Below are 17,247 nucleotides of genomic sequence, written 5' to 3' on the forward strand. Positions count from 1 at the left end.
TCTGAATTCGGACCTGTCACTGCGTAGGGACCAAGCCGTCCAGCCCTGCGAGAACGGCGTTTAAAGTTCTGCGGTTCCAAGGGAATCTCGTCCATGCGGTCTCTTCGGCCGGACGAATTTGCGTGAGAACAGTTGGTTCAAGAGGAATTGAGATTGGCCAATCCTTCAAACCGGCGAGCCAGTCGGGGTTGTAGACTGTATCGGAATGACGATGCCCTTCATCCGGCATTATCACGACGGTGGAGGCTTCCGGATTTTGCCTGGCGAACCAGGCGCCGACCAAGGCAGCGGCGCCGCTGGTCGGCCCCATGAAGAGCCCGTGATCGCGAACCAGCCCATGCGCCATTGCGTAAGCCGGCAATGCGCCCACCCAATGAATATCGTCGATCATCTCGTGACGAACATTGTCCGGCAAAACGCTGTTGCCGAGCCCGCGCAGCATGCGACGTCCGACAGGCTGGCCAAAGAGCATGCTTCTGTGGGTATCGACAGCAATAATCCTGAGATCAGGAAAGAGCTCACGAAGGAAACCTCCAGTTCCGCAAAGCGATCCCCCAGTGCCCACGCAGCCCACGAGGCAATCGATGCGGCCGAATAATCGAACAATGAGGTCGGCCAGGCGCGCATAGGCAAGGCGGTTTTCCGGACTGTCGTATTGCCGGGGCCAATACGTGCCCGGGCTATCTTGCAGGGTCTGCTGGAGATACTGGAGCCGGCCGCGCTGATTGCCGTCTCCTTGAGGATCGTCGATGGCCATGACTTTGGCACCAAGTTGTTCCAGGCGCCGCCTGAGCTTCACGTCGATGAGGCTGGAGGCCGTGACAAGCGTAAGCGCATAGCCACGAACCGCAGCCAGCATGGCGATGGCGAGGCCGAATGTGCCCGACGTCGTTTCGATGATGTGACCTTGCTGCCTGAGGCGCCCTGACGCTTCCGCCTGATCGACCATGAACCGGGCGGGGATCAGCTTCATGAGGGAAAAACAGGCGGCGCTGAGGTTAGGTGCGAGTTGGGCAAAACGGGGCGTCTCGTAGGCGCGTAAATAGTCTGGGGCCGCGCTCACTGGATTAGCCCCGCTTCGGCATTAAGGGCAAACGTATGTACGCCTTGGAGGCCTGCGCCGCTCACCTGCCTTGCGAGTTCAGCAGCGCGCATGGCCGCCCTGGGTGCGTCGGCATCCAGAAGGATGCCGATCAAGGTGCCACTGTGGGCCACCTGCACACCGCATGCGTCATGCGCCCGTGCTATATCCAAAACGGTATTGAAGGATGCCTTCGGCAGATGCCTCTGACTGATACTGGCGCTGATGGTTGCGACACGTCCAAGCTGGCGGGGATCTTGTTGCCGAATGGATCGGCTCGCAAGTCCTCGCAGAACACGGAACAGCCCGATTTCCTCACCATCGTAGCGTGCCCGCGGCAGGCTTAGCGTATCGATCGGCCGGGCACTGCCGTCCCTGAAACCTACCAAGAGAAGGGGCGGGAACTCGCCACCGAAGTGTTCGATCGTACGGCCTTCCCGGTGGGCGAAGAGGAGGGGTTGGTCGCCATAGGCAATGGCGTCGCTTGCACCTTCCGCTGCAACCGCCAGTCGCGCAATCGTTGACTGACGCAGCGTGAGGCCCGCTGCAGCTGCCACCGCACGAATCGCAGCAATGACGTCTGCAGTCGAGGAACCATAGCCATGCCCTATCATAATAGAGCTTTCGATCGTAAGTTCTCCACCTCCTTCAGCCACGCCGATATGCTCGAGCGTGAGAGCCGCCGCGCGTGCCGCTTTGGTCCGGTTTGCAGGCCGCGGTCGAATCCCTACTTGCTCATGCGGCCAGAAAGTCGCTAGCGACTCTTGCGAGGTGAGCGGCAGGGTTATGAGTCCGCGACAAAGCCGTCCGTTTTCCCCTTCAAAGACGCCTTGGAGGAATTCCCCATGATGGGCGTGGGCTCGTCCGACTCCTACCGCCAGGGGCAGCCTGATGGTCTCGTTGTTTATCTTGCTCGAGCTTGTCCGATGGCCGGATCTCGTCATCTCCGTCTTTGTCACCACGTCATCTCCTCACCTGGAATTGACAGATGATGCGTATGACTGATCCTTGCTGTCACTCGCCAAATCTTGGTAATGCCAAAGGCAAGCGCATCGTGCAAAGATACGGGCAAGATCGCCCCACAAATTGGGCGTCCAATACTGGACTAGATACAGCAGCACGCGCCGAGGGCGGTTGGCCATGCGGACAACCGTTCCGAAACAAGTGCGCCACGCACCGTGTCTTCATTATTGTTCTTGTAAGGAGGGTTGGACTGTTCACCCTGTGTCAATACTGAGATTTGGCGATAGCTCGCAGCGGCCAAAAGCGCTCAAACGCGTTTTGTCGCCAACTTGACTTTGAGCAGAGATGCAGAGCTCCATCCAACTTGCTACCCTCAATTATGCACTTGTGGTCGCGGAGGAGGGCAGCTTCCTTCGCGCCTCGCGACGTACAGGGATCGATCACTCCGCGCTCAGCCGGCGCATCCGCGATCTCGAATACGCGATGGGTACGAGGATATTTCATCGCCATGCCCGCGGCGTCGGCCCAACCCCGGCCGGCGAGCGCTTCCTGGAGCATCTGCGCTCCGTGCTGCTCGAGCTCGACAACACGCTCACCCTGGCCAGGTCCGGCACCAAACATGACCAACAAAAGCTTTCCATCGGCTCCAACGGGATCATCCTCGCCGGGCGAGCCTTGGATGCAATCATCGAGTTCGGGCAATCTCATCCCAACGTGACCATCAGCTTGACAGAAAGTCCTTACCCTTCGCCTGAGGCTGCTCTGGGTGCCACTCAGGTCGACGTGGTTGTGACCTCCTCCTCCCGATTTACCGGCGGCGCATTCGAATTGACGCTGTGGAGAGACACTCTGGCTGTCGTTCTTGCCGCAAATCATTCTCTCGCCAGCCGTTCCGTGATCGAGTGGCACGAGTTGCAGCAGGAGACGTTGCTGGTGCGCAGGGGCGAAGCATTTCAGCTCGCCGACGCCGTTGGACGCGCCGTGCAGCTTCCTTTAATCGTCGAACATCACGTCAGTGCGGGCATCCTTTTGCGCCTTGTCGGAAACGGGCTTGGAGTCGCCCTGATTCACGACCAAGATGCCGACAGTGTTCCTCAGGATGCGGTCTGCCGCAAGCTGCGGATCGGGGGCAAACCAATCCAGATCTCCAGTCTAGCCCGTTGGCGCCCCGACAACGCCAATCCTGCCCTGCCGACCTTCATCTCTTTCCTGCGCGATCGGTATTCGTGCTGACAGTCGTCCGACCGGCATGACCCGAACAGTCACCCGGTCCCAGAGTGGGTCTCGCCATGCAGGAAGACGTGCTTGGGCACCCAGTGGCCGGCGCCTTCTGCGAGGCTTTGTGATCGAGACCCTCACCGCGGCGGTCCCCGCCGGCACGTTGAGCAATTCTACTGAACAGCTGCGGGCGCGGAGATCGACCTGCTGCTCACGTTGCCGGGCCAATGCGTCTGGTAGCTTTGGTATTCATTCCGTCAGGGCGCAGGCTCAGAAGGCCCCTCTCGTCCTACGCTCGAGGCCGGTGGTGAAGGTCGACAGTTCGGTTGTTTAGCTTCACGATCAGGCCACCCTGCTGTCTTGGTCTTCATCTGGCCGGTTTCATAGGAATCCGAGGCGACCTTGATTGCCAGCCGACAGCAATGCTGATCTTGAGCAGATGTGGGGTGGCTCTCCGTGCGGAGAACCGTCAGGCCGAGCAGACAACCGTCAAACCGATTGCTGCCTTTGATTACCCCGAGTTCGTGTGGGAACGCATTCGGCCGAATGCCCTGTCCGTTGCCATGAATCGTGCCAGCATCGGCGCAATCAGCTTTGTCGGATCTGCGATTGCTTGGCCGCTTTCACGGCCAAGCACATCGGCATAAGCGACAAGGTCGCGATGAACGGCGGCAGGCAGTTCGACCGTGATCTTGACCGGACGGTCATCGGGAATGGCGGAAAGTTTCAGCTTGGTCATGATGGATCCTTCAGCGTGCCGTAAGGCACAAGAACAAGGTCGCGATTGACAATCACGCGAACCGGGAAACCGGGCCGCACGGTGAGCGTCGGCTGGACATTGAGCTGATTGCGCACGAGCTGCTGGCCAATATCGGAGGCCGAATTCTGCGCGCTTTCGCGGATTGCCTTGGCGATTTCGCTTTCGTCGTCACTGGACCCAAGCGACGTCCCAATACCCAGCAATGTCGAGAGTGCTGCGGCACGGAACATCTGGCCCCAATGATGGTCAACCTCGTCTTCAAGTCCGGAAAATCCTTCGGCGTCTGCGCCCTGCTGGCGCTCCAGCACCGTTGAAGTGCCGTCAGGCATGATCAGCCGGTTCCAGACCAGCAGCACGCGCGACTGGCCGAAGGCGACGTGGCTGTCGTACTGGCCGATCAGCCTCGCCCCCTGCGGGATCAGGAGATGGGATCCTGTCGGGCTGTCGTAGACATTTTCCGTGACCTGAGCGGTGATCTCGCCGGGCAAGTCGGAGCGGATGCCTGTGATAAGGGCAGCTGGAATGACTGTGCCGGCTTGCACCACATAGGGCGAGGCCTTCTCGGCGAGCCGATTGGGACTGACGGTGCGACGGTCTGGCTCGGCATTGACGAAGGCCAGCTTGCGATCCTGCATGTTTTGCGCGGCACCAGAATCGATGGGTGGCAGCCCCAGCGGCGGAGTCAGACCAGATTGGGTGTCCGGTTCTACGACTCTGCTGCCAGCATCCTGTCGTGCCGGACCAGGTCTCGTGTTCGTATCGGTGAAGAGCTTCGCCACGCGTGCGGCCTCGATCTCGGCCAGTCGGCGCTGCTCCTCCGGATCGGCGCGCGGTGCACTGGACGCCCCAACCGGCTGGCCACGCTCCTGGGCACGCAAGATCGGCCGGCCCAAATCGCCAGGCAGAGCGGGGCCGAGCTGCGGAACCCCGGCATAGTCCTTCGGCAGCTTCTGAAGCCCGTCGGCCGTTGAGCGGTTTTCGGTGGTGAAGAGCTCGGCCGGCTGTTCGGTTGCGCGCTGTCTGGTGTCGAGCGCCCAAATCAACGTGCCGAGGATCGCAGCGCTGGCAACTCCACCAACGCCTATCAGCACCTTGCGCGACAGTCGGGTGACCCTGGCCGGTTCGGGCCGCAAGCGCAGTTCCGCTCGTATGTCCTGGTTGGGTGCATTCGCAAGGTCGCTCATCGGAACAGCCTCGTGCTGGGCCAGGTTCGTTTGCCGTCCGTGCGCACGATGCGAACGCGTTTTTCGCTTGTTTTGTCGCCGAGCCTCAATTCAGCGGCGGCAAACAGCCGATCAACAACGTAGTAGTTCTGGCGAGCACGGTAGTTGACCAGTTCCGAGCCGCCCGATGGGCCGATGACAAAGAGCGGCGGCATTTCGCCCTGCCCTATGCCTGACGGGAACTCGATGTAGACTTTTGCACCGTCGTCAAAGGCGCGAAGCGGCCGCCACGGCGCCATATCGCCTTCGATGCGATAGCGGAAATTCAGCTTCTGTATGTCGACGCCGGAGGCGACCGGCTGAGCGGCGGAAGCCTGCGCGTTCTGACGCCGCAGCGCAATCAGCTGGTCCTGCGGATACTGCCAGGAGACCGAGGCCATGTAGGTGTTTTCGGTCGAGCGCAGCTCGAGATGATAGGTGCGGCGGTCGCTGTTGATGACGAGATTGGTCTGCAGATCCGGTCGTGTCGGCTTCACAAGAATATGGACCTGCTGGCGCTCCCCTGCCCCGCTTTGTGTGTCGCCGATGATCCAGCGCACCGTGTCGCCGGCGGCAACAGGCCCGGAGCCGACGAGCTGCTCGCCGGGCTGCAAGGCGATGTCGGTGACCTGGCCGGGCGCGGCATAGATCTGGTAGAGCGCGCCCTCACTCCAGGGATAGAGCTGGATGGCGTTGACGAAGCCGTCGCGAACCGGCTGCATTCTTGCTGCCTCATTGGCCTGGCTGATCCGCTGCTTCGGATCGGTGGGCTCCAGCTTCACCTTAGTGGCCTCGACCGGTTTCAACTGACCTGGTAGCGGAAGCGGTTTCGGCAATTCCATTATCTTCACAGGACCAGGCGGGTCGACCGTGCGCACGGCAGGCACCGGATCGTCATAGGCGATCTGCGGCGGAATGTATTTCTTCGATGCACACCCGGCGAGCGCTGTTGCCGACAGCAGTGCCAGGGCAAGCCTACGTGCCTTGGGCGCACTGCGCGTGGCCGGTCTCGCCGATGTTCTTGTTGGTGCTGCACGCATCATGAAAACTCCTTCGACCAGCTGATGGCGTTGACATAGACGCCAAGCGGATTGGCTTTGAGCCGGTCAGCGTCGCGGGGTTGCTGAATCACGATTGTGAGGATTGCGGTCCAGCGCTCGGTGCCGGCCAGGTTGCCATTCTCGTAGCGGCGCTCGATCCAGGCGACGCGAAAGGAATCGGGCGTAGCGCGGATGACGCTGGAAACCTCGATCGCGATCTGGAGTTTGCCCAATTTGGCAAACGGGTCGTTCAACCGGGCGTAATCATTGAGAGAAATGGCGCCGCGGTCCGTGGCGTAATCGTAGGCGCGCAACCAATTTTGGCGGACGATGACCGGGTCGGCCGAAATGCTTCTGACCTGTTCGATGAAGCGAGCCAGGTGCCAAGCGATCTGGGGATCGGTCGGCCGATAGTCGGCAACGGCCGGGGCGACAAGCTGCGCCTCGCCAAACTTGTCGACCTGAACCACCCAGGGAACCACTGAGCCGCGCGTCGATTGCCAGACCAATGCGGATGCAAAACCGCCGGCCAGGACGAGCGAGCCGAAGGCCATCAGCCGCCAGTTTTTCGCCTGGACGCGAGCCGAGCCGATGCGCTCGTCCCAAATCTGGGCTGCGCGCTGATATGGCGTCTCAGGGTGAGGCGTTTTTGCGTAACGAACAAAAGGGCGTCGAAAGAGGTTCATCGGCGGTCGTCCTGATCGAGAGAAACATTCATCGAGCCGCCGCTATCATTGCTCGAGTGGATCGAATGCGCGGCGATGCTGGCTCCGTGGCTCATAGCCTGGCCGCGCTTCATGCGTTTTGCCCATGCGGGCGCAGAGTCGGCGCTGGCTTCGGTAGTCGGCCATTCACCGGAGGAAGCCGTTCGCGACGATTGCTCTCCACTCGCCGCATTCAAAGCTGCAAAGCGGCCGGCCTCGTAGCTGTCGGACAGGGCTGACGCGGCGCGTGACATCGCCTGCTTGACGGGTTGAACGGCAGCGCTGGCACCAATCTTTGCGATACCCGCCATGCCGGCGGCGATTGAGCCTGCACCACCTCTTCCAGATGTTGCTGCGCCAAATTCCCAGGCGGCCGAAGTGCTGCCGGCCAAATGCGCGCCGCCGCGTGCGGCTGCTGCCGACATACGCGCACCGGCATTGAGCGCGCCTGCTGCGCCGCTCAATCCGGCGCGAGCACCCATAGCGCCGGACACGCCAAGGCCGCCAGCGACGAGGCTCGTGCCAACAGCGGCACCTGCGCCCAGTTGCGGGGCACCAGAGACCAGCCCCGTCGCAATGCCGGGACCAAAGATCGACAGCCCCATCAGCGACAGAGCGCCCAGGACAAGCGACAGCGCATCCGTGATTGTGGGTTGTTCGGTGCCGAAACCTTGGGTGAACTCGCCGAACAGCCCCGAGCCGATGCCGACGATGACGGCAAGGACCAGGATCTTCACGCCGGAGGCAACGATGTTTCCGAGCACTTTTTCGGCAAGGAACGCAGTCCGGTTGAACAGCGCAAAGGGGATCAGCACAAACCCCGCAAGCGTCGTCAGTTTGAATTCGACCAGCGTGACGAAGATCTGGACGGCTAGAAGAAAGAACGCAATCAGTACGATCGCCCAGGCGATCATAAGCACTACGATCTGGACGAAATTCTCGAAGAACGAGACGTAGCCCATCAGTTGGCTGGCGGCCTCGAGGATCGGATTGCCGGCATCGATGCCGACTTGTGCGACGCGGCCCGGCTGCAGCAATGCCGAGCCTGAAAGTGCCGAGCCTCCAGCCTTCAGGCCGAGCCCGGAAAAGCTCTCGAAGACGATGCCGGCAAGACGGTTGAAGTTGCCGATGATGAAGGCGAAGAAACCGATATAGAGCGTCTTCTTCACCAGCCGATGCAGCACGTCCTCATCAGCACCCCAGGCCCAGAACAGGCCGGCCAGTGTGATGTCGATGACAATCAGGGTCGAAGTGAGAAACGCAACTTCCCCACCGAGCAGACCAAAGCCGGAATCGATGTAGCGAGTGAAAGTCTCGAGGAAGCGATCGATCACACCGGTGTCGTTCATGGCGCCACCGTTTCGGGATAGGGCCGGTCTTCCGCGAAAGGCGGCGTTGGCGGTTGGAGCGGTGGCACCCGGCTCGGGTCCTTTTCGATCGACGGAGCCACATTTGGCACGATCGGGCGGGATGGCCGCAGGAAGCGTCGGCGGCTTTCAGCCCAGGCTTTCCTGCAGGCGTCGTCATCAATCGCCGCTATGCCAATGTTCCGGCATCGGCCAAGTTCGACTCTTGCCGGCTCGCCGCCCGGATGCGCGGAGTGCGGGGAGGACGCGTCCCGCGAGCCGTCGCCGCGCAGCACCATGAAGGCGGCGGTCATGGCGGCGCCAAGTGCAAGAACGGCTGTTACCCGGGCGGCGATCTTGAGATCCATGCGGTCTTCGCCTCAGTCGTGGAACATTCTTACGGATGACGGGCTGTAGCTGCGGCCCGTCATGAAACGGCTGAACTGTTCGCGTGCCTGCTCCTGCGCGGCTGCCCTCCTCGCCTGCTCAAGGGCCTCGGCCCTTCCTTGTGCGGCCAGCATCGCGGTGAGATCGGCAACTTGCTTGGCCTGCACGGCAAGAAGCTGGTTGCCGGCCTGCGTCGCCTGCAGCACGCCGACAGCCGATTGGCTGGCGCTGACCAGCGCGCTCGTCTGCTCTTGTGTCCCTGCGATGTTGTCGACTGCGACGGCGCCGGTTTTCAGCGAATGCTCGAAGGCAGACACCGAGGTCTGCCAGCGTTGACGCGCACCTTCGACAAGCTGCTGGCTGGAGAGATCCGAACCGAAATTCGTGTAAGTGGAGGCAAACTGGCTCTCGATATCCTGGACGCTATAGGCCAGCTTCTCGGCCTCGCCGAGCAAGCTCTTCATCTCGGCAAAATTCCCCTCAATTTGGCCAAGCAGCGAGGTCGGCAGCGACGTGAGATTCCTCGCCTGGTTGATCAGCATCTGCGCTTCGTTTTGCAGCGAGGTGATCTGGTTGTGGATCTGCTCCAGGGCACGCGATGCCGAAAGCAGGTTTTCGGCGTAATTCCTGGGATCGAACACGATCAGCGCCGATGCTGGTGCCGATGACAGCGCCGTGGCGACGGCGATGGCGCCGGCTGCCGCCATGCGACGGATGCGGCTGCCTGCAAGAACGGAATTCATGACGAAATCTCCTCTGTGGACTGCTCGATCACGTTGGTGAGATCTGGGATGAGGTCGGCCGCCCAGGAGAGACCGCGCCCCGCTAGCCAAGCCTCGAGAAAATGGTCTTGGCCGGCCTCGGCGACTATCCGGTCGATCGCGGCCTGGTCCGATTTGGACGACGTGGCGCAGAGCGCCAGCGCGATCGGACCGAGCCCCAGTTCGAACAGGCGATTGCCGCGGCGGCTTTGACAGTAATAGTCGCGCTTCGGTATCGCCCGGGCGATGATCTCGATCTGGCGATCGTTGAGACCAAACCGTCGGTAGATCTCGGTGATCTGCGGCTCGATGGCGCGCTCGTTTGGCAAGAACAGCCGCGTCGGGCAGCTTTCGACTATTGCCGGCGCGATTGGCGATCCTTCGATGTCGGAAAGCGACTGCGTGGCGAAGACCACGCTGGCGTTCTTCTTTCTCAGCGTCTTCAGCCATTCGCGCAGCTGGTCGGCGAAACCGCCATCGTCGAGCGCCAGCCAGCCCTCATCGATGAGCAGGAGTGTTGGCCGGCCGTCCATCCTTTGCTCGAGGCGGTGGAAAAGATAGGCAAGCACCGCGGGAGCAGCACCCGTGCCGATCAGGCCCTCGGTTTCGAACGCCTGGACGGAGGCTTCGCCGAGACGCTCATGCTCGGCATCAAGCAGCCGGCCAAAAGCACCGCCGATGCAGTAGGGACCAAGCGCCTGTTTCAGCGGCGAGGATTGCAGCAGCACGGACAGGCCAGTCAGTGTCCTCTCCTGGACTGGCGCAGAAGCCAGCGACGTCAGCGCCGACCACAGATGTTCCTTGACCTGCGGCGTGATGGCCACGCCTTCGCGCAGCAGAATGTCGAAAAGCCAGTCGGCCGCCCAGGCCCGCTCTGGCGTATGATGGATGCGGGCAAGCGGCTGTAGCGACACAGTGCCGACATCGCTCGACAGATCGGCCAAGGTGAGCAAGGGCAACGGATCGTCAGACACATGCCCGCTTTCAGCATTGCTTCCGAGACTGTGCCAATCACCATACATGGCGAGCATGGCAGCGCGGATTGAGCCACCGAAATCGAAGGCAAAGACCTGGCTGTTCTCGTAACGCCGGAACTGAAGCGCGATCAGCGCCAACAGGACCGACTTGCCGGCGCCGGTCGGGCCGACGACCAGGGTGTGACCGACATCGCCAACATGCAGGCTGAACCGGAACGGTGTGGCGCCCTCCGTTCTGGCAAAGAACAGCGGCGGGGCGCCAAAGTGCTCGTCCTCGATCGGACCTGCCCAGACCGCGGAGAGCGGAATCATGTGCGCGAGGTTGAGCGTCGAAAGCGGCGGCTGGCGAATATTGGCATAGGCATGGCCAGGAATGCCGCCCAGCCAAGCTTCGACAGCGTTGACGCCTTCGGCGATACAGGTGAAGTCCCTGCCCTGAATGATCTTTTCGACCAGACGCAGCTTTTCGTCGGCAATCGAGGGATCGGCATCCCAGACTGTCACGGTGGCGGTGACATAGGCTTCGCCGATCTGGTCAGAGCCCAGGTCCTGCAGCGCCGCGTCTGCATCGGCCGCCTTGTTGGCGGCGTCCGTGTCGACGAGGACGGACGCTTCGTTGGTCATCACCTCCTTAAGGATCGCGGCGACGGATTTCCGTTTCGCGAACCACTGACGGCGTATCTTCGTCACCAACTTGGTCGCGTCGGCCTTGTCCAGCATGATCGCCCGCGTCGACCAGCGGTAGGGGAAGGCAAGCCGATTAAGATCGTCGAGAATCCCCGGGAAGGTCATCGTCGGGAACCCGGTGACGGTGAGTGTGCGCAGATGCGCATCGCCAAGCCTCGGCTCCAAGCCCCCGGCCAACGGCTGATCGACAAGCAAAGCGTCGAGATGCATCGGCGTTTCTGGCACGCGAACGCGATGCCGCTTGGTCGAAATGGTTGAGTGCAGGTAACTCAGCGTCTCGCCGTCATCGAGCCAGCGAGCTTCGGGAACGAAGCCCTCGATGAGGTTGAGCACGCGCTCGGTGCGATCGACAAAAGTCTTCAGGAGCTCCCAGGGATCGACGCCCGGCTTTTCCCGGCCTTCGTAGAGTAAGCTCTCCATTCGCGACGCTTCCTCGGCGGGAGGCAGCCACATGAAAGTGAGGAAGTAGCTGCTTTCAAACAGCACGCCGGAGGCTCCGAACTGTTCCCGACGCTCGATATCGAGAAGCGCGGATGCGCAATCCGGGAACCGGCTGTCGGGATAGCTGCTGGCGGGATTGCGCTGCGCTTCGACAAAGATTGCCCAGCCGGAGCCCAGCCGGCGCAGCGCGCCGTTGAGCCGAGCGGTCGTGCCGACCAGCTCCGCGGGCGTGGCGGAGTCCAGATCCGGCCCGCGAAAACGCGCCGTCCTTTGAAAACTGCCGTCCTTGTTGAGCACCACGCCCGGCGCAACCAGGGCAGCCCAAGGCAGATAGTCTGCGAGGCTGGCGTTCTTCTTTCGGTATTCCGCGAGGTTCATCATGATGAGGAGCTCAACAGCCGAAATGCGTGGGGTAGCGCAGGTGTCGGCGAACCACATCGACGAATTGCGCATCGCGCTTTGCCGCCCAGACGGCCATGAGATGCCCGACTGCCCAGATGATGAGCCCGGCGATCCACAAACGAAGTCCCAATCCGACCGCGCCGGCCAGCGTGCCGTTGGCAATCGCGACCGCGCGCGGCGCGCCGCCGAGCAGGATCGGTTCGGTGAGTGCGCGATGAATCGGCGCGAAGAAGCCACGGACTTCCTCCTCCATCAGATCAGCGCTCCGCCGCCGAAGGAGAAAAAGGACAGGAAGAACGAACTTGCCGCGAAAGCGATCGACAGCCCGAAGACGATCTGGATCAGGCGGCGAAATCCGCCTGACGTGTCGCCGAAGGCGAGCGAAAGGCCGGTGATGATGATGATGATCACCGCCACGATCTTGGCGACTGGTCCCTCGATCGATTCGAGAATTTGCTGAAGCGGCTCCTCCCAGGGCATGGAGGAACCGGCAGCATGGGCAGGTGCAATCATCATGATCGCAGCGGCCGCCGCATACGACAGCTCCACGGCAGGCTTACGGAAAGCCGATGAATTGAAGGGAATGAGGATCATTCTGAAGCTCCATAGGGCGAGTGGTGATTCAGGGCCGTTGTGGTCTCGAGATTTGCTTCCAGGGTGCGGTAGTCGCCAGTGGCCGGATCGAGCCCGTCGACCAAGGCGATCTCGACGAGCCGGCGCGCTGAGCCACGGCCGGCGAGAACCGCGATGAGATCTATGGTTTCGGCGATCAGCGCGCGCGGGACCGTAACGACGGCCTCCTGTATGAGCTGTTCCAGTCGCCGCAATGCGCCAATGGCAGAATTGGCGTGAATGGTGCCGATGCCGCCGGGATGACCGGTGCCCCATGCCTTCAACAGATCGAGCGCTTCGGCGCCCCGTACCTCGCCGATCGGGATGCGGTCGGGCCGAAGTCGTAACGACGACTTCACCAGATCGGACAACGAGGCGACACCGTCCTTGGTGCGCAGCGCTACAAGATTGGGCGCAGCACACTGCAACTCGCGTGTGTCCTCGATCAGCACGACGCGCTCGGCGGTTTTAGCCACCTCCGCCAAAAGCGCGTTGACCAGCGTGGTCTTGCCCGTCGATGTGCCGCCGGCCACCAGCACGTTCTTGCGTGTCTCCACGGCAAGCTGCAGGACGTCAGCCTGGCCTTCGGTCATGATGCCGGCAGCGACATAGTCTTGAAGCGTAAACACCGCGACTGCCGGCTTGCGGATGGCGAATGTTGGTGCCGTGACGACAGGCGGCAACAGGCCTTCGAACCGTTCACCGGTCCCGGGCAGTTCAGCCGAAACGCGCGGCGAGCCCGGATGCACCTCCGCACCGACATGGTGCGCGACCAGCCTGACGATCCGTTCGCCGTCTGCCGCGATCAGTATTTCATTGCTTGCAACAAGTCCTTCGGTGAGGCGATCAATCCAGAGGCGACCATCGGGATTAAGCATCACCTCGACGATGGCCGGATCGTCAAGGAAGCCTGCTATGGCCGGGCCGAGAGCGGTGCGCAGCATGCGCGTGCCGCGCGACACCGCTCCCTTGCTGGCATGATGGTTGGTGGCCACGATGGTCCCCGTTTCTCGCGGCGGACTGGTTCGTGCCGCGCTCGGGGATAATTAGAAAAGGCATGAACACTGGCTCCGCAACAAGTAAAACCGACTATCGTGGCATGACGTGCAGAGACTTGCGAAATTCGGTGCCACGATTGCGAGGGCTCAAGCAGCCCAGTGCACGATAGGACGTCGCCGCTCCAGCAGAACAGGCGGCTACGAGAAGGCGGATTTACTGCTCGGGATCGACCAACACGGATCGCTTTCGCCGAGCGTGACCCATCGACCAGTGTCATCGACCGCCCGACATTCAAGGGGTGGCATCCCGACGGAGGATCAGCGGCTCTTAGGTACGTCTGACAGGATGAAGGGACTGCTTTCACCCTCCATGGACCGCTGCCCGTACGCTCTTTGCTGCGGTCCGGTAGAGTTCCTCAAGCCAAGACTTATATTCAGCCGGGATTTATCCGACCCTTTTCTTCCGTCGTTTCCGAACCGCTTGGAGCTGGGCGGGTGGCATCCTTGTAACCTGTTTCTTGCCGACTCTGCTATGAAAGCAGGTCGGTGGCCGACGGGAGGCCGGAGCATCTCTGGGTGATCGAGCCCGTGGGAGAGCAAGGGTCTTCGTCCGCCGTTCCATAACTCGAACAGTCGCCTGGGCCGAAACCGAAACCCGATTATGCAAGGATGGGACAGGATGGAAATCATTGTTGGCATCGACGTTTCCAACGATCGGCTCGACGTGCATGTTTTGCCGTCCGGCGAGGCTTTGTCAGTGGAGAATGATCACGCCGGAGTGGAGGATCTGGTTCGGCGGCTGACAGCCCTTTCGCCGGCCGTTGTCGGATTGGAGACGACAGGCAGCTTCGAGAGACTGGCGGTCGCCGCCTTGGCAGGCGCCGGCCAGGCGACTGTCGTGGTCAATCCGGTGCGGGTGTAGGCAAGGCAGCACGTATGTGAGGGCTATGGTAGAAATTGCCTGAAAGGTAGGTTTTTGGAGTTTCTCGTGTCCCTGAACATCAAAAATCCGGCCACCGTTGCTCTCGCCGATGAACTCGCACGCCGCCAGGGTATAAGTAAGACAGCAGCCATTCATCAGGCCCTTAGCGAGCGCTTGCATCGCTTGGGCTTTGGAGAGACCGCTCAGGAGCGTCTGCTGACAGAATTGCGCGCCATCCGAGAAGAGTGGCACGATTACCTGAACTGGATAGTCGCAGCGACGAGGAGATCATCGAGTATGACGAGCATGGAATCCCTAACTGATGGTGATCGATACCTCAGCTGTTGTAGCGATCCTTCGGAGCGAGCCTGAGGCAACAAGGCTGGAACGAGCGCTGGTCTCCGACCCAATCCGTCTGGTCCCGGCAACCTGCGTGATCGAGGCACGCATGGTGCTGGTCAGCAGGCGCGGCGAACACGCGTTGGCCGAGATCGATCTTTGGCTGCGCAAAATCGAGGGCGACATCATTCCTGTCGACTCCGATTTGGTTGGTCTGGCGACCCAGGGCTGGCTGACCTACGGCAAGGGCCACCACCCGGCGGCGCTAAATTTTGCCGATTGCCTCTCCTATGCTTTGGCAAAGCGTGCAGACCAACCGCTGCTTTTCATCGGCAAAGACTTCGCCCAAACGGATATCGAACCGGCATGAGCACGAGACTCTAAGATCATCGGCTGTCTCCAGCTTGAACCCTTTGATAGCGCCCAATTAGTTTCGATTCTATCGGCTCGGCCTGCATCAAGAGGTGTCATGCCAGTTGATCCCAAAGCAGAGCAAGCTGGCGTCATTGTCCCTCCGATCTGGCGCTGCTGGGCCGCGTCTTCGATCGATTGGAAGTTGAGGGCCAATCCAGGCGGCCAACAGTTGCTCACACATTCACGGCCGCGACGCTGGTCGCGCGAATAAATGATGGGCCTCGTCGAAAACGGCCCTTGGGAGGACTCGAAGGTCGCTTGCTTCGTAGGGGAGATGCTCGAGATACTGCGTCGTCAGCCGGGCAACCACTTGCGCTTGGGCCAGGTCGCGACGGCGCTTGATTGCCTCGCGGTCAGCTCGTTTTGAGACCCAGAATTTGTGAGCGGCAAAAATACGCGGATCGGGAACCACAAGCCGTAACGGTCCGCCTTTTTCATCGATGACGATTGCTTCGAAAGCAGGGGCATTTTCCAACCATGCCAGGCCAGCGATCTCGGCGGCCACCAATTCGTCGTCGGCCTTCCCGATAGTTTCCCGGCTCGGCTTCCACGCCGGGTTTGCGAGCGGTTTGATCAGATCGACGAGGTACCCGTCGCGGTTCACCGCGCGGAACGTAGCGGATGAACGCTCGAAAGACCGATCGACCTTGCGCAAAAGGTTGATGAGCGCTCCATCTTCGACGTTGGCGCCAGACATGATCCTGAGGGACTGGCGCGAGTCCATGAGGAGATCGATATCTTGCGTCGAGGTGATTCCGGGATCCACGAACACTCCCGCCGCCGCCTCATAGGCGTAGATCGCATTCGTGCCTGCAATACGAATGCCTTCCCCGAGAAGACCGGCGTTATCGATTGCTCTGACAATTCTTGCGGCGATCAGGGGAACACGCCCAAGCCGGAGCGCGCGATTGACAGCAGATTGGCGCTCCATCTGCTCCTGTCGCGCAGAGAGCGTTTCTTGGGCGGACGCGCGAGCGGCTTCCCAATCCGCCTTGACAGCTTCGCTCGCCGGCGAGCGCCGACCCTCTGCCTTTTGGTGTCGTACGCCAGCGGCGTCGTAGTAGCTTCGCATCAAATGGTCGATGCCGTTCACGGTGTGCCAGACGAGGGATCCCCGAAAGCTCTTCGCCTTCCTTTGGGCCTCTTTGAGCGCAATGAAACGTTGGTCGGAATTGACTTTTTCCCGACGCTGATCGTTATTTAACTCAACAAAATCAGTCAATTCAACAGTTACCCTGCGTTTAACTCGGATCTGTTGCAAGACACAATAGGCGGCGGAGCGGTCGATTGCAACAGCTCTCACGTGATTCCATTGCGACTGTTGAACGGGCTGTATTAATTATAAAATTTGACGACGGAGCAGCCTTTGTACGACAGCGCAGTCGAAGCAAAACCGCCGCTCGAAGGCGGCCTTCGCTGGTTATCTTCGATCCGCAGACCGGGCCGATGCAAACGGTCAGAGAAGGCTAACAATGTGGCGGAACAAATCATGATCATTTCTCATTATGGTGATCATCAAGGGAGATTGAGCATGGTTGACCGGCACAACCCAAAAATCGAGGCATCGGCAAATGTCGAAAAGGACCCGGAAGATTGGGTCAGCGGAGATGACCCAATGACTCCCGCACAAGCCTCCTATTTGAAAACTCTGGCCGAACAGGCCGACGACCCTGACGCCTATGCTGATGGCCTCAGCAAGGCGGAAGCTTCTAAACGCATTGATGCACTCCGGGAGAAGTTGGGCCTGTAGCGTCCGCCCGTGGCTTTTCGTCTCCAGCGAAGGACCGCCGATCGGGTCGGATTGGGACAGTTTTGCTGTAGGTTGTGACCTGCGCAATTAATTTTTCTGAATTCAATTCAGCGCGTTGCTGCTCGACTCGCGATCGAGAAGACAAACGGCGGATGGGAGCGGCTTATAGGGTGCACCAGCCCGGCATCCGCCCCTAAGCTCACAAGACCTCGCGCCCGCCGGTCCAATCCTGCTGTCTAAACA

Annotated in this window: 19 protein-coding genes; 5 read left to right on the forward strand and 14 right to left on the reverse strand. The window is 60.9% G+C overall.

The window, feature by feature from the left end:
* Nucleotides 1-16: 16 nt before the first annotated feature.
* Entirely contained in the window at nucleotides 17-1,063 is a 1,047-nt protein-coding gene (locus NKH83_RS18765; RefSeq protein WP_352806512.1) for a cysteine synthase family protein, read from the reverse strand.
* Nucleotides 1,060-2,040, reverse strand: a complete 981-nt coding sequence (locus tag NKH83_RS18770) for a GHMP family kinase ATP-binding protein (protein WP_352806514.1) — start codon at nucleotides 2,038-2,040, stop codon at nucleotides 1,060-1,062. The genes NKH83_RS18765 and NKH83_RS18770 overlap by 4 nt, the downstream gene beginning before the upstream one ends.
* A gap of 349 nt (nucleotides 2,041-2,389) precedes the next feature.
* On the opposite strand from NKH83_RS18770, the gene NKH83_RS18775 reads away from it, so the two are divergent.
* Nucleotides 2,390-3,277, forward strand: a complete 888-nt coding sequence (locus NKH83_RS18775; RefSeq protein ID WP_352806517.1) for a LysR family transcriptional regulator — start codon at nucleotides 2,390-2,392, stop codon at nucleotides 3,275-3,277.
* Between the two features lie 496 nt (nucleotides 3,278-3,773).
* Here NKH83_RS18775 and NKH83_RS18780 read toward each other — a convergent pair whose 3' ends face one another.
* The 11 genes from NKH83_RS18780 to trbB all read right to left on the reverse strand — a co-directional run bounded on the left by NKH83_RS18780 (nucleotide 3,774) and on the right by trbB (nucleotide 13,525).
* A complete protein-coding gene (locus NKH83_RS18780) occupies nucleotides 3,774-4,001 on the reverse strand; it encodes a DUF2274 domain-containing protein (protein ID WP_352806520.1) in 228 nt (75 codons plus the stop codon).
* Nucleotides 3,998-5,206, reverse strand: a complete 1,209-nt coding sequence (locus NKH83_RS18785; RefSeq protein ID WP_352806523.1) for a TraB/TrbI/VirB10 family type IV secretion system protein — start codon at nucleotides 5,204-5,206, stop codon at nucleotides 3,998-4,000. Before NKH83_RS18785 ends, NKH83_RS18780 begins: the two co-directional genes overlap by 4 nt.
* On the reverse strand, nucleotides 5,203-6,264 hold the full coding sequence (gene trbG, locus NKH83_RS18790; protein ID WP_352806526.1) for a P-type conjugative transfer protein TrbG: 1,062 nt from the start codon (nucleotides 6,262-6,264) through the stop codon (nucleotides 5,203-5,205). The genes NKH83_RS18785 and trbG overlap by 4 nt, the downstream gene beginning before the upstream one ends.
* A complete protein-coding gene (gene trbF, locus NKH83_RS18795; protein ID WP_352806529.1) occupies nucleotides 6,264-6,950 on the reverse strand; it encodes a conjugal transfer protein TrbF in 687 nt (228 codons plus the stop codon). Before trbF ends, trbG begins: the two co-directional genes overlap by 1 nt.
* Nucleotides 6,947-8,317 (reverse strand): P-type conjugative transfer protein TrbL, encoded by a 1,371-nt coding sequence (trbL, locus tag NKH83_RS18800; protein WP_352806533.1) that lies wholly within the window; start codon nucleotides 8,315-8,317, stop codon nucleotides 6,947-6,949. The genes trbF and trbL overlap by 4 nt, the downstream gene beginning before the upstream one ends.
* Nucleotides 8,314-8,682: a putative entry exclusion protein TrbK-alt gene (trbK-alt, locus tag NKH83_RS18805; RefSeq protein WP_352806536.1), complete on the reverse strand. Its 369-nt coding sequence runs from the start codon at nucleotides 8,680-8,682 to the stop codon at nucleotides 8,314-8,316. Before trbK-alt ends, trbL begins: the two co-directional genes overlap by 4 nt.
* Nucleotides 8,683-8,694: 12 nt before the next feature.
* Nucleotides 8,695-9,408, reverse strand: coding sequence for a P-type conjugative transfer protein TrbJ (trbJ, locus tag NKH83_RS18810; RefSeq protein WP_352806632.1), 714 nt, complete (start codon nucleotides 9,406-9,408; stop codon nucleotides 8,695-8,697).
* Nucleotides 9,409-9,440: 32 nt separating this feature from the next.
* Nucleotides 9,441-11,948 carry a conjugal transfer protein TrbE gene (gene trbE, locus NKH83_RS18815; RefSeq protein ID WP_352806539.1) on the reverse strand — a complete coding sequence of 836 codons (2,508 nt, stop codon included), beginning with the start codon at nucleotides 11,946-11,948 and terminating at the stop codon, nucleotides 9,441-9,443.
* Nucleotides 11,949-11,958: 10 nt separating this feature from the next.
* Complete coding sequence (locus NKH83_RS18820) at nucleotides 11,959-12,222, reverse strand: VirB3 family type IV secretion system protein (RefSeq protein WP_352494331.1); 264 nt, start codon at nucleotides 12,220-12,222, stop codon at nucleotides 11,959-11,961.
* The gene (locus tag NKH83_RS18825; protein ID WP_254818676.1) at nucleotides 12,222-12,485 is read right to left on the reverse strand and encodes a TrbC/VirB2 family type IV secretion system protein; all 264 of its coding nucleotides are present in this window, start codon (nucleotides 12,483-12,485) and stop codon (nucleotides 12,222-12,224) included. The genes NKH83_RS18820 and NKH83_RS18825 overlap by 1 nt, the downstream gene beginning before the upstream one ends.
* Nucleotides 12,486-12,559: 74 nt before the next feature.
* Nucleotides 12,560-13,525: a P-type conjugative transfer ATPase TrbB gene (trbB, locus tag NKH83_RS18830; RefSeq protein ID WP_352806637.1), complete on the reverse strand. Its 966-nt coding sequence runs from the start codon at nucleotides 13,523-13,525 to the stop codon at nucleotides 12,560-12,562.
* A gap of 733 nt (nucleotides 13,526-14,258) precedes the next feature.
* Between trbB and NKH83_RS18835 the strand changes: the two genes are divergently transcribed.
* From NKH83_RS18835 to NKH83_RS18845, 3 genes are all read left to right on the forward strand, one after another.
* Nucleotides 14,259-14,501 (forward strand): IS110 family transposase, encoded by a 243-nt coding sequence (locus NKH83_RS18835; protein ID WP_352806543.1) that lies wholly within the window; start codon nucleotides 14,259-14,261, stop codon nucleotides 14,499-14,501.
* 66 nt (nucleotides 14,502-14,567) lie between these two features.
* A complete protein-coding gene (locus NKH83_RS18840; protein WP_352806546.1) occupies nucleotides 14,568-14,873 on the forward strand; it encodes a type II toxin-antitoxin system VapB family antitoxin in 306 nt (101 codons plus the stop codon).
* Complete coding sequence (locus NKH83_RS18845) at nucleotides 14,824-15,210, forward strand: type II toxin-antitoxin system VapC family toxin (protein ID WP_352806549.1); 387 nt, start codon at nucleotides 14,824-14,826, stop codon at nucleotides 15,208-15,210. Before NKH83_RS18840 ends, NKH83_RS18845 begins: the two co-directional genes overlap by 50 nt.
* Before the next feature lie 225 nt (nucleotides 15,211-15,435).
* On the opposite strand, the gene NKH83_RS18850 is transcribed toward NKH83_RS18845, so the two are convergent.
* Nucleotides 15,436-16,557: a GSU2403 family nucleotidyltransferase fold protein gene (locus tag NKH83_RS18850; protein WP_352806551.1), complete on the reverse strand. Its 1,122-nt coding sequence runs from the start codon at nucleotides 16,555-16,557 to the stop codon at nucleotides 15,436-15,438.
* Between the two features lie 63 nt (nucleotides 16,558-16,620).
* On the opposite strand from NKH83_RS18850, the gene NKH83_RS31680 reads away from it, so the two are divergent.
* Nucleotides 16,621-17,004: a DUF3072 domain-containing protein gene (locus NKH83_RS31680; RefSeq protein WP_502895584.1), complete on the forward strand. Its 384-nt coding sequence runs from the start codon at nucleotides 16,621-16,623 to the stop codon at nucleotides 17,002-17,004.
* The last annotated feature ends 243 nt before the right edge of the window (nucleotides 17,005-17,247 follow it).

The organism is Mesorhizobium sp. M0909 (assembly GCF_040319515.1).
Taxonomy (GTDB): domain Bacteria; phylum Pseudomonadota; class Alphaproteobacteria; order Rhizobiales; family Rhizobiaceae; genus Mesorhizobium.

Bases quoted from the DNA above. Each gene is read 5' to 3' on its own strand.
- trbB (WP_352806637.1), bottom strand. From the start codon at position 13,525: ATGCTGCGCACCGCTCTCGGCCCGGCCATAGCAGGCTTCCTTGACGAT.
- trbG (WP_352806526.1), bottom strand. From the start codon at position 6,264: ATGCGTGCAGCACCAACAAGAACATCGGCGAGACCGGCCACGCGCAGT.
- NKH83_RS18820 (WP_352494331.1), bottom strand. From the start codon at position 12,222: ATGGAGGAGGAAGTCCGTGGCTTCTTCGCGCCGATTCATCGCGCACTC.
- NKH83_RS18825 (WP_254818676.1), bottom strand. From the start codon at position 12,485: ATGATGATTGCACCTGCCCATGCTGCCGGTTCCTCCATGCCCTGGGAG.
- NKH83_RS18785 (WP_352806523.1), bottom strand. From the start codon at position 5,206: ATGAGCGACCTTGCGAATGCACCCAACCAGGACATACGAGCGGAACTG.
- trbJ (WP_352806632.1), bottom strand. From the start codon at position 9,408: ATGGCGGCAGCCGGCGCCATCGCCGTCGCCACGGCGCTGTCATCGGCA.
- trbL (WP_352806533.1), bottom strand. From the start codon at position 8,317: ATGAACGACACCGGTGTGATCGATCGCTTCCTCGAGACTTTCACTCGC.
- NKH83_RS18845 (WP_352806549.1), top strand. From the start codon at position 14,824: ATGGTGATCGATACCTCAGCTGTTGTAGCGATCCTTCGGAGCGAGCCT.
- NKH83_RS18835 (WP_352806543.1), top strand. From the start codon at position 14,259: ATGGAAATCATTGTTGGCATCGACGTTTCCAACGATCGGCTCGACGTG.
- NKH83_RS18780 (WP_352806520.1), bottom strand. From the start codon at position 4,001: ATGACCAAGCTGAAACTTTCCGCCATTCCCGATGACCGTCCGGTCAAG.
- trbF (WP_352806529.1), bottom strand. From the start codon at position 6,950: ATGAACCTCTTTCGACGCCCTTTTGTTCGTTACGCAAAAACGCCTCAC.
- trbE (WP_352806539.1), bottom strand. From the start codon at position 11,948: ATGATGAACCTCGCGGAATACCGAAAGAAGAACGCCAGCCTCGCAGAC.
- trbK-alt (WP_352806536.1), bottom strand. From the start codon at position 8,682: ATGGATCTCAAGATCGCCGCCCGGGTAACAGCCGTTCTTGCACTTGGC.
- NKH83_RS18775 (WP_352806517.1), top strand. From the start codon at position 2,390: ATGCAGAGCTCCATCCAACTTGCTACCCTCAATTATGCACTTGTGGTC.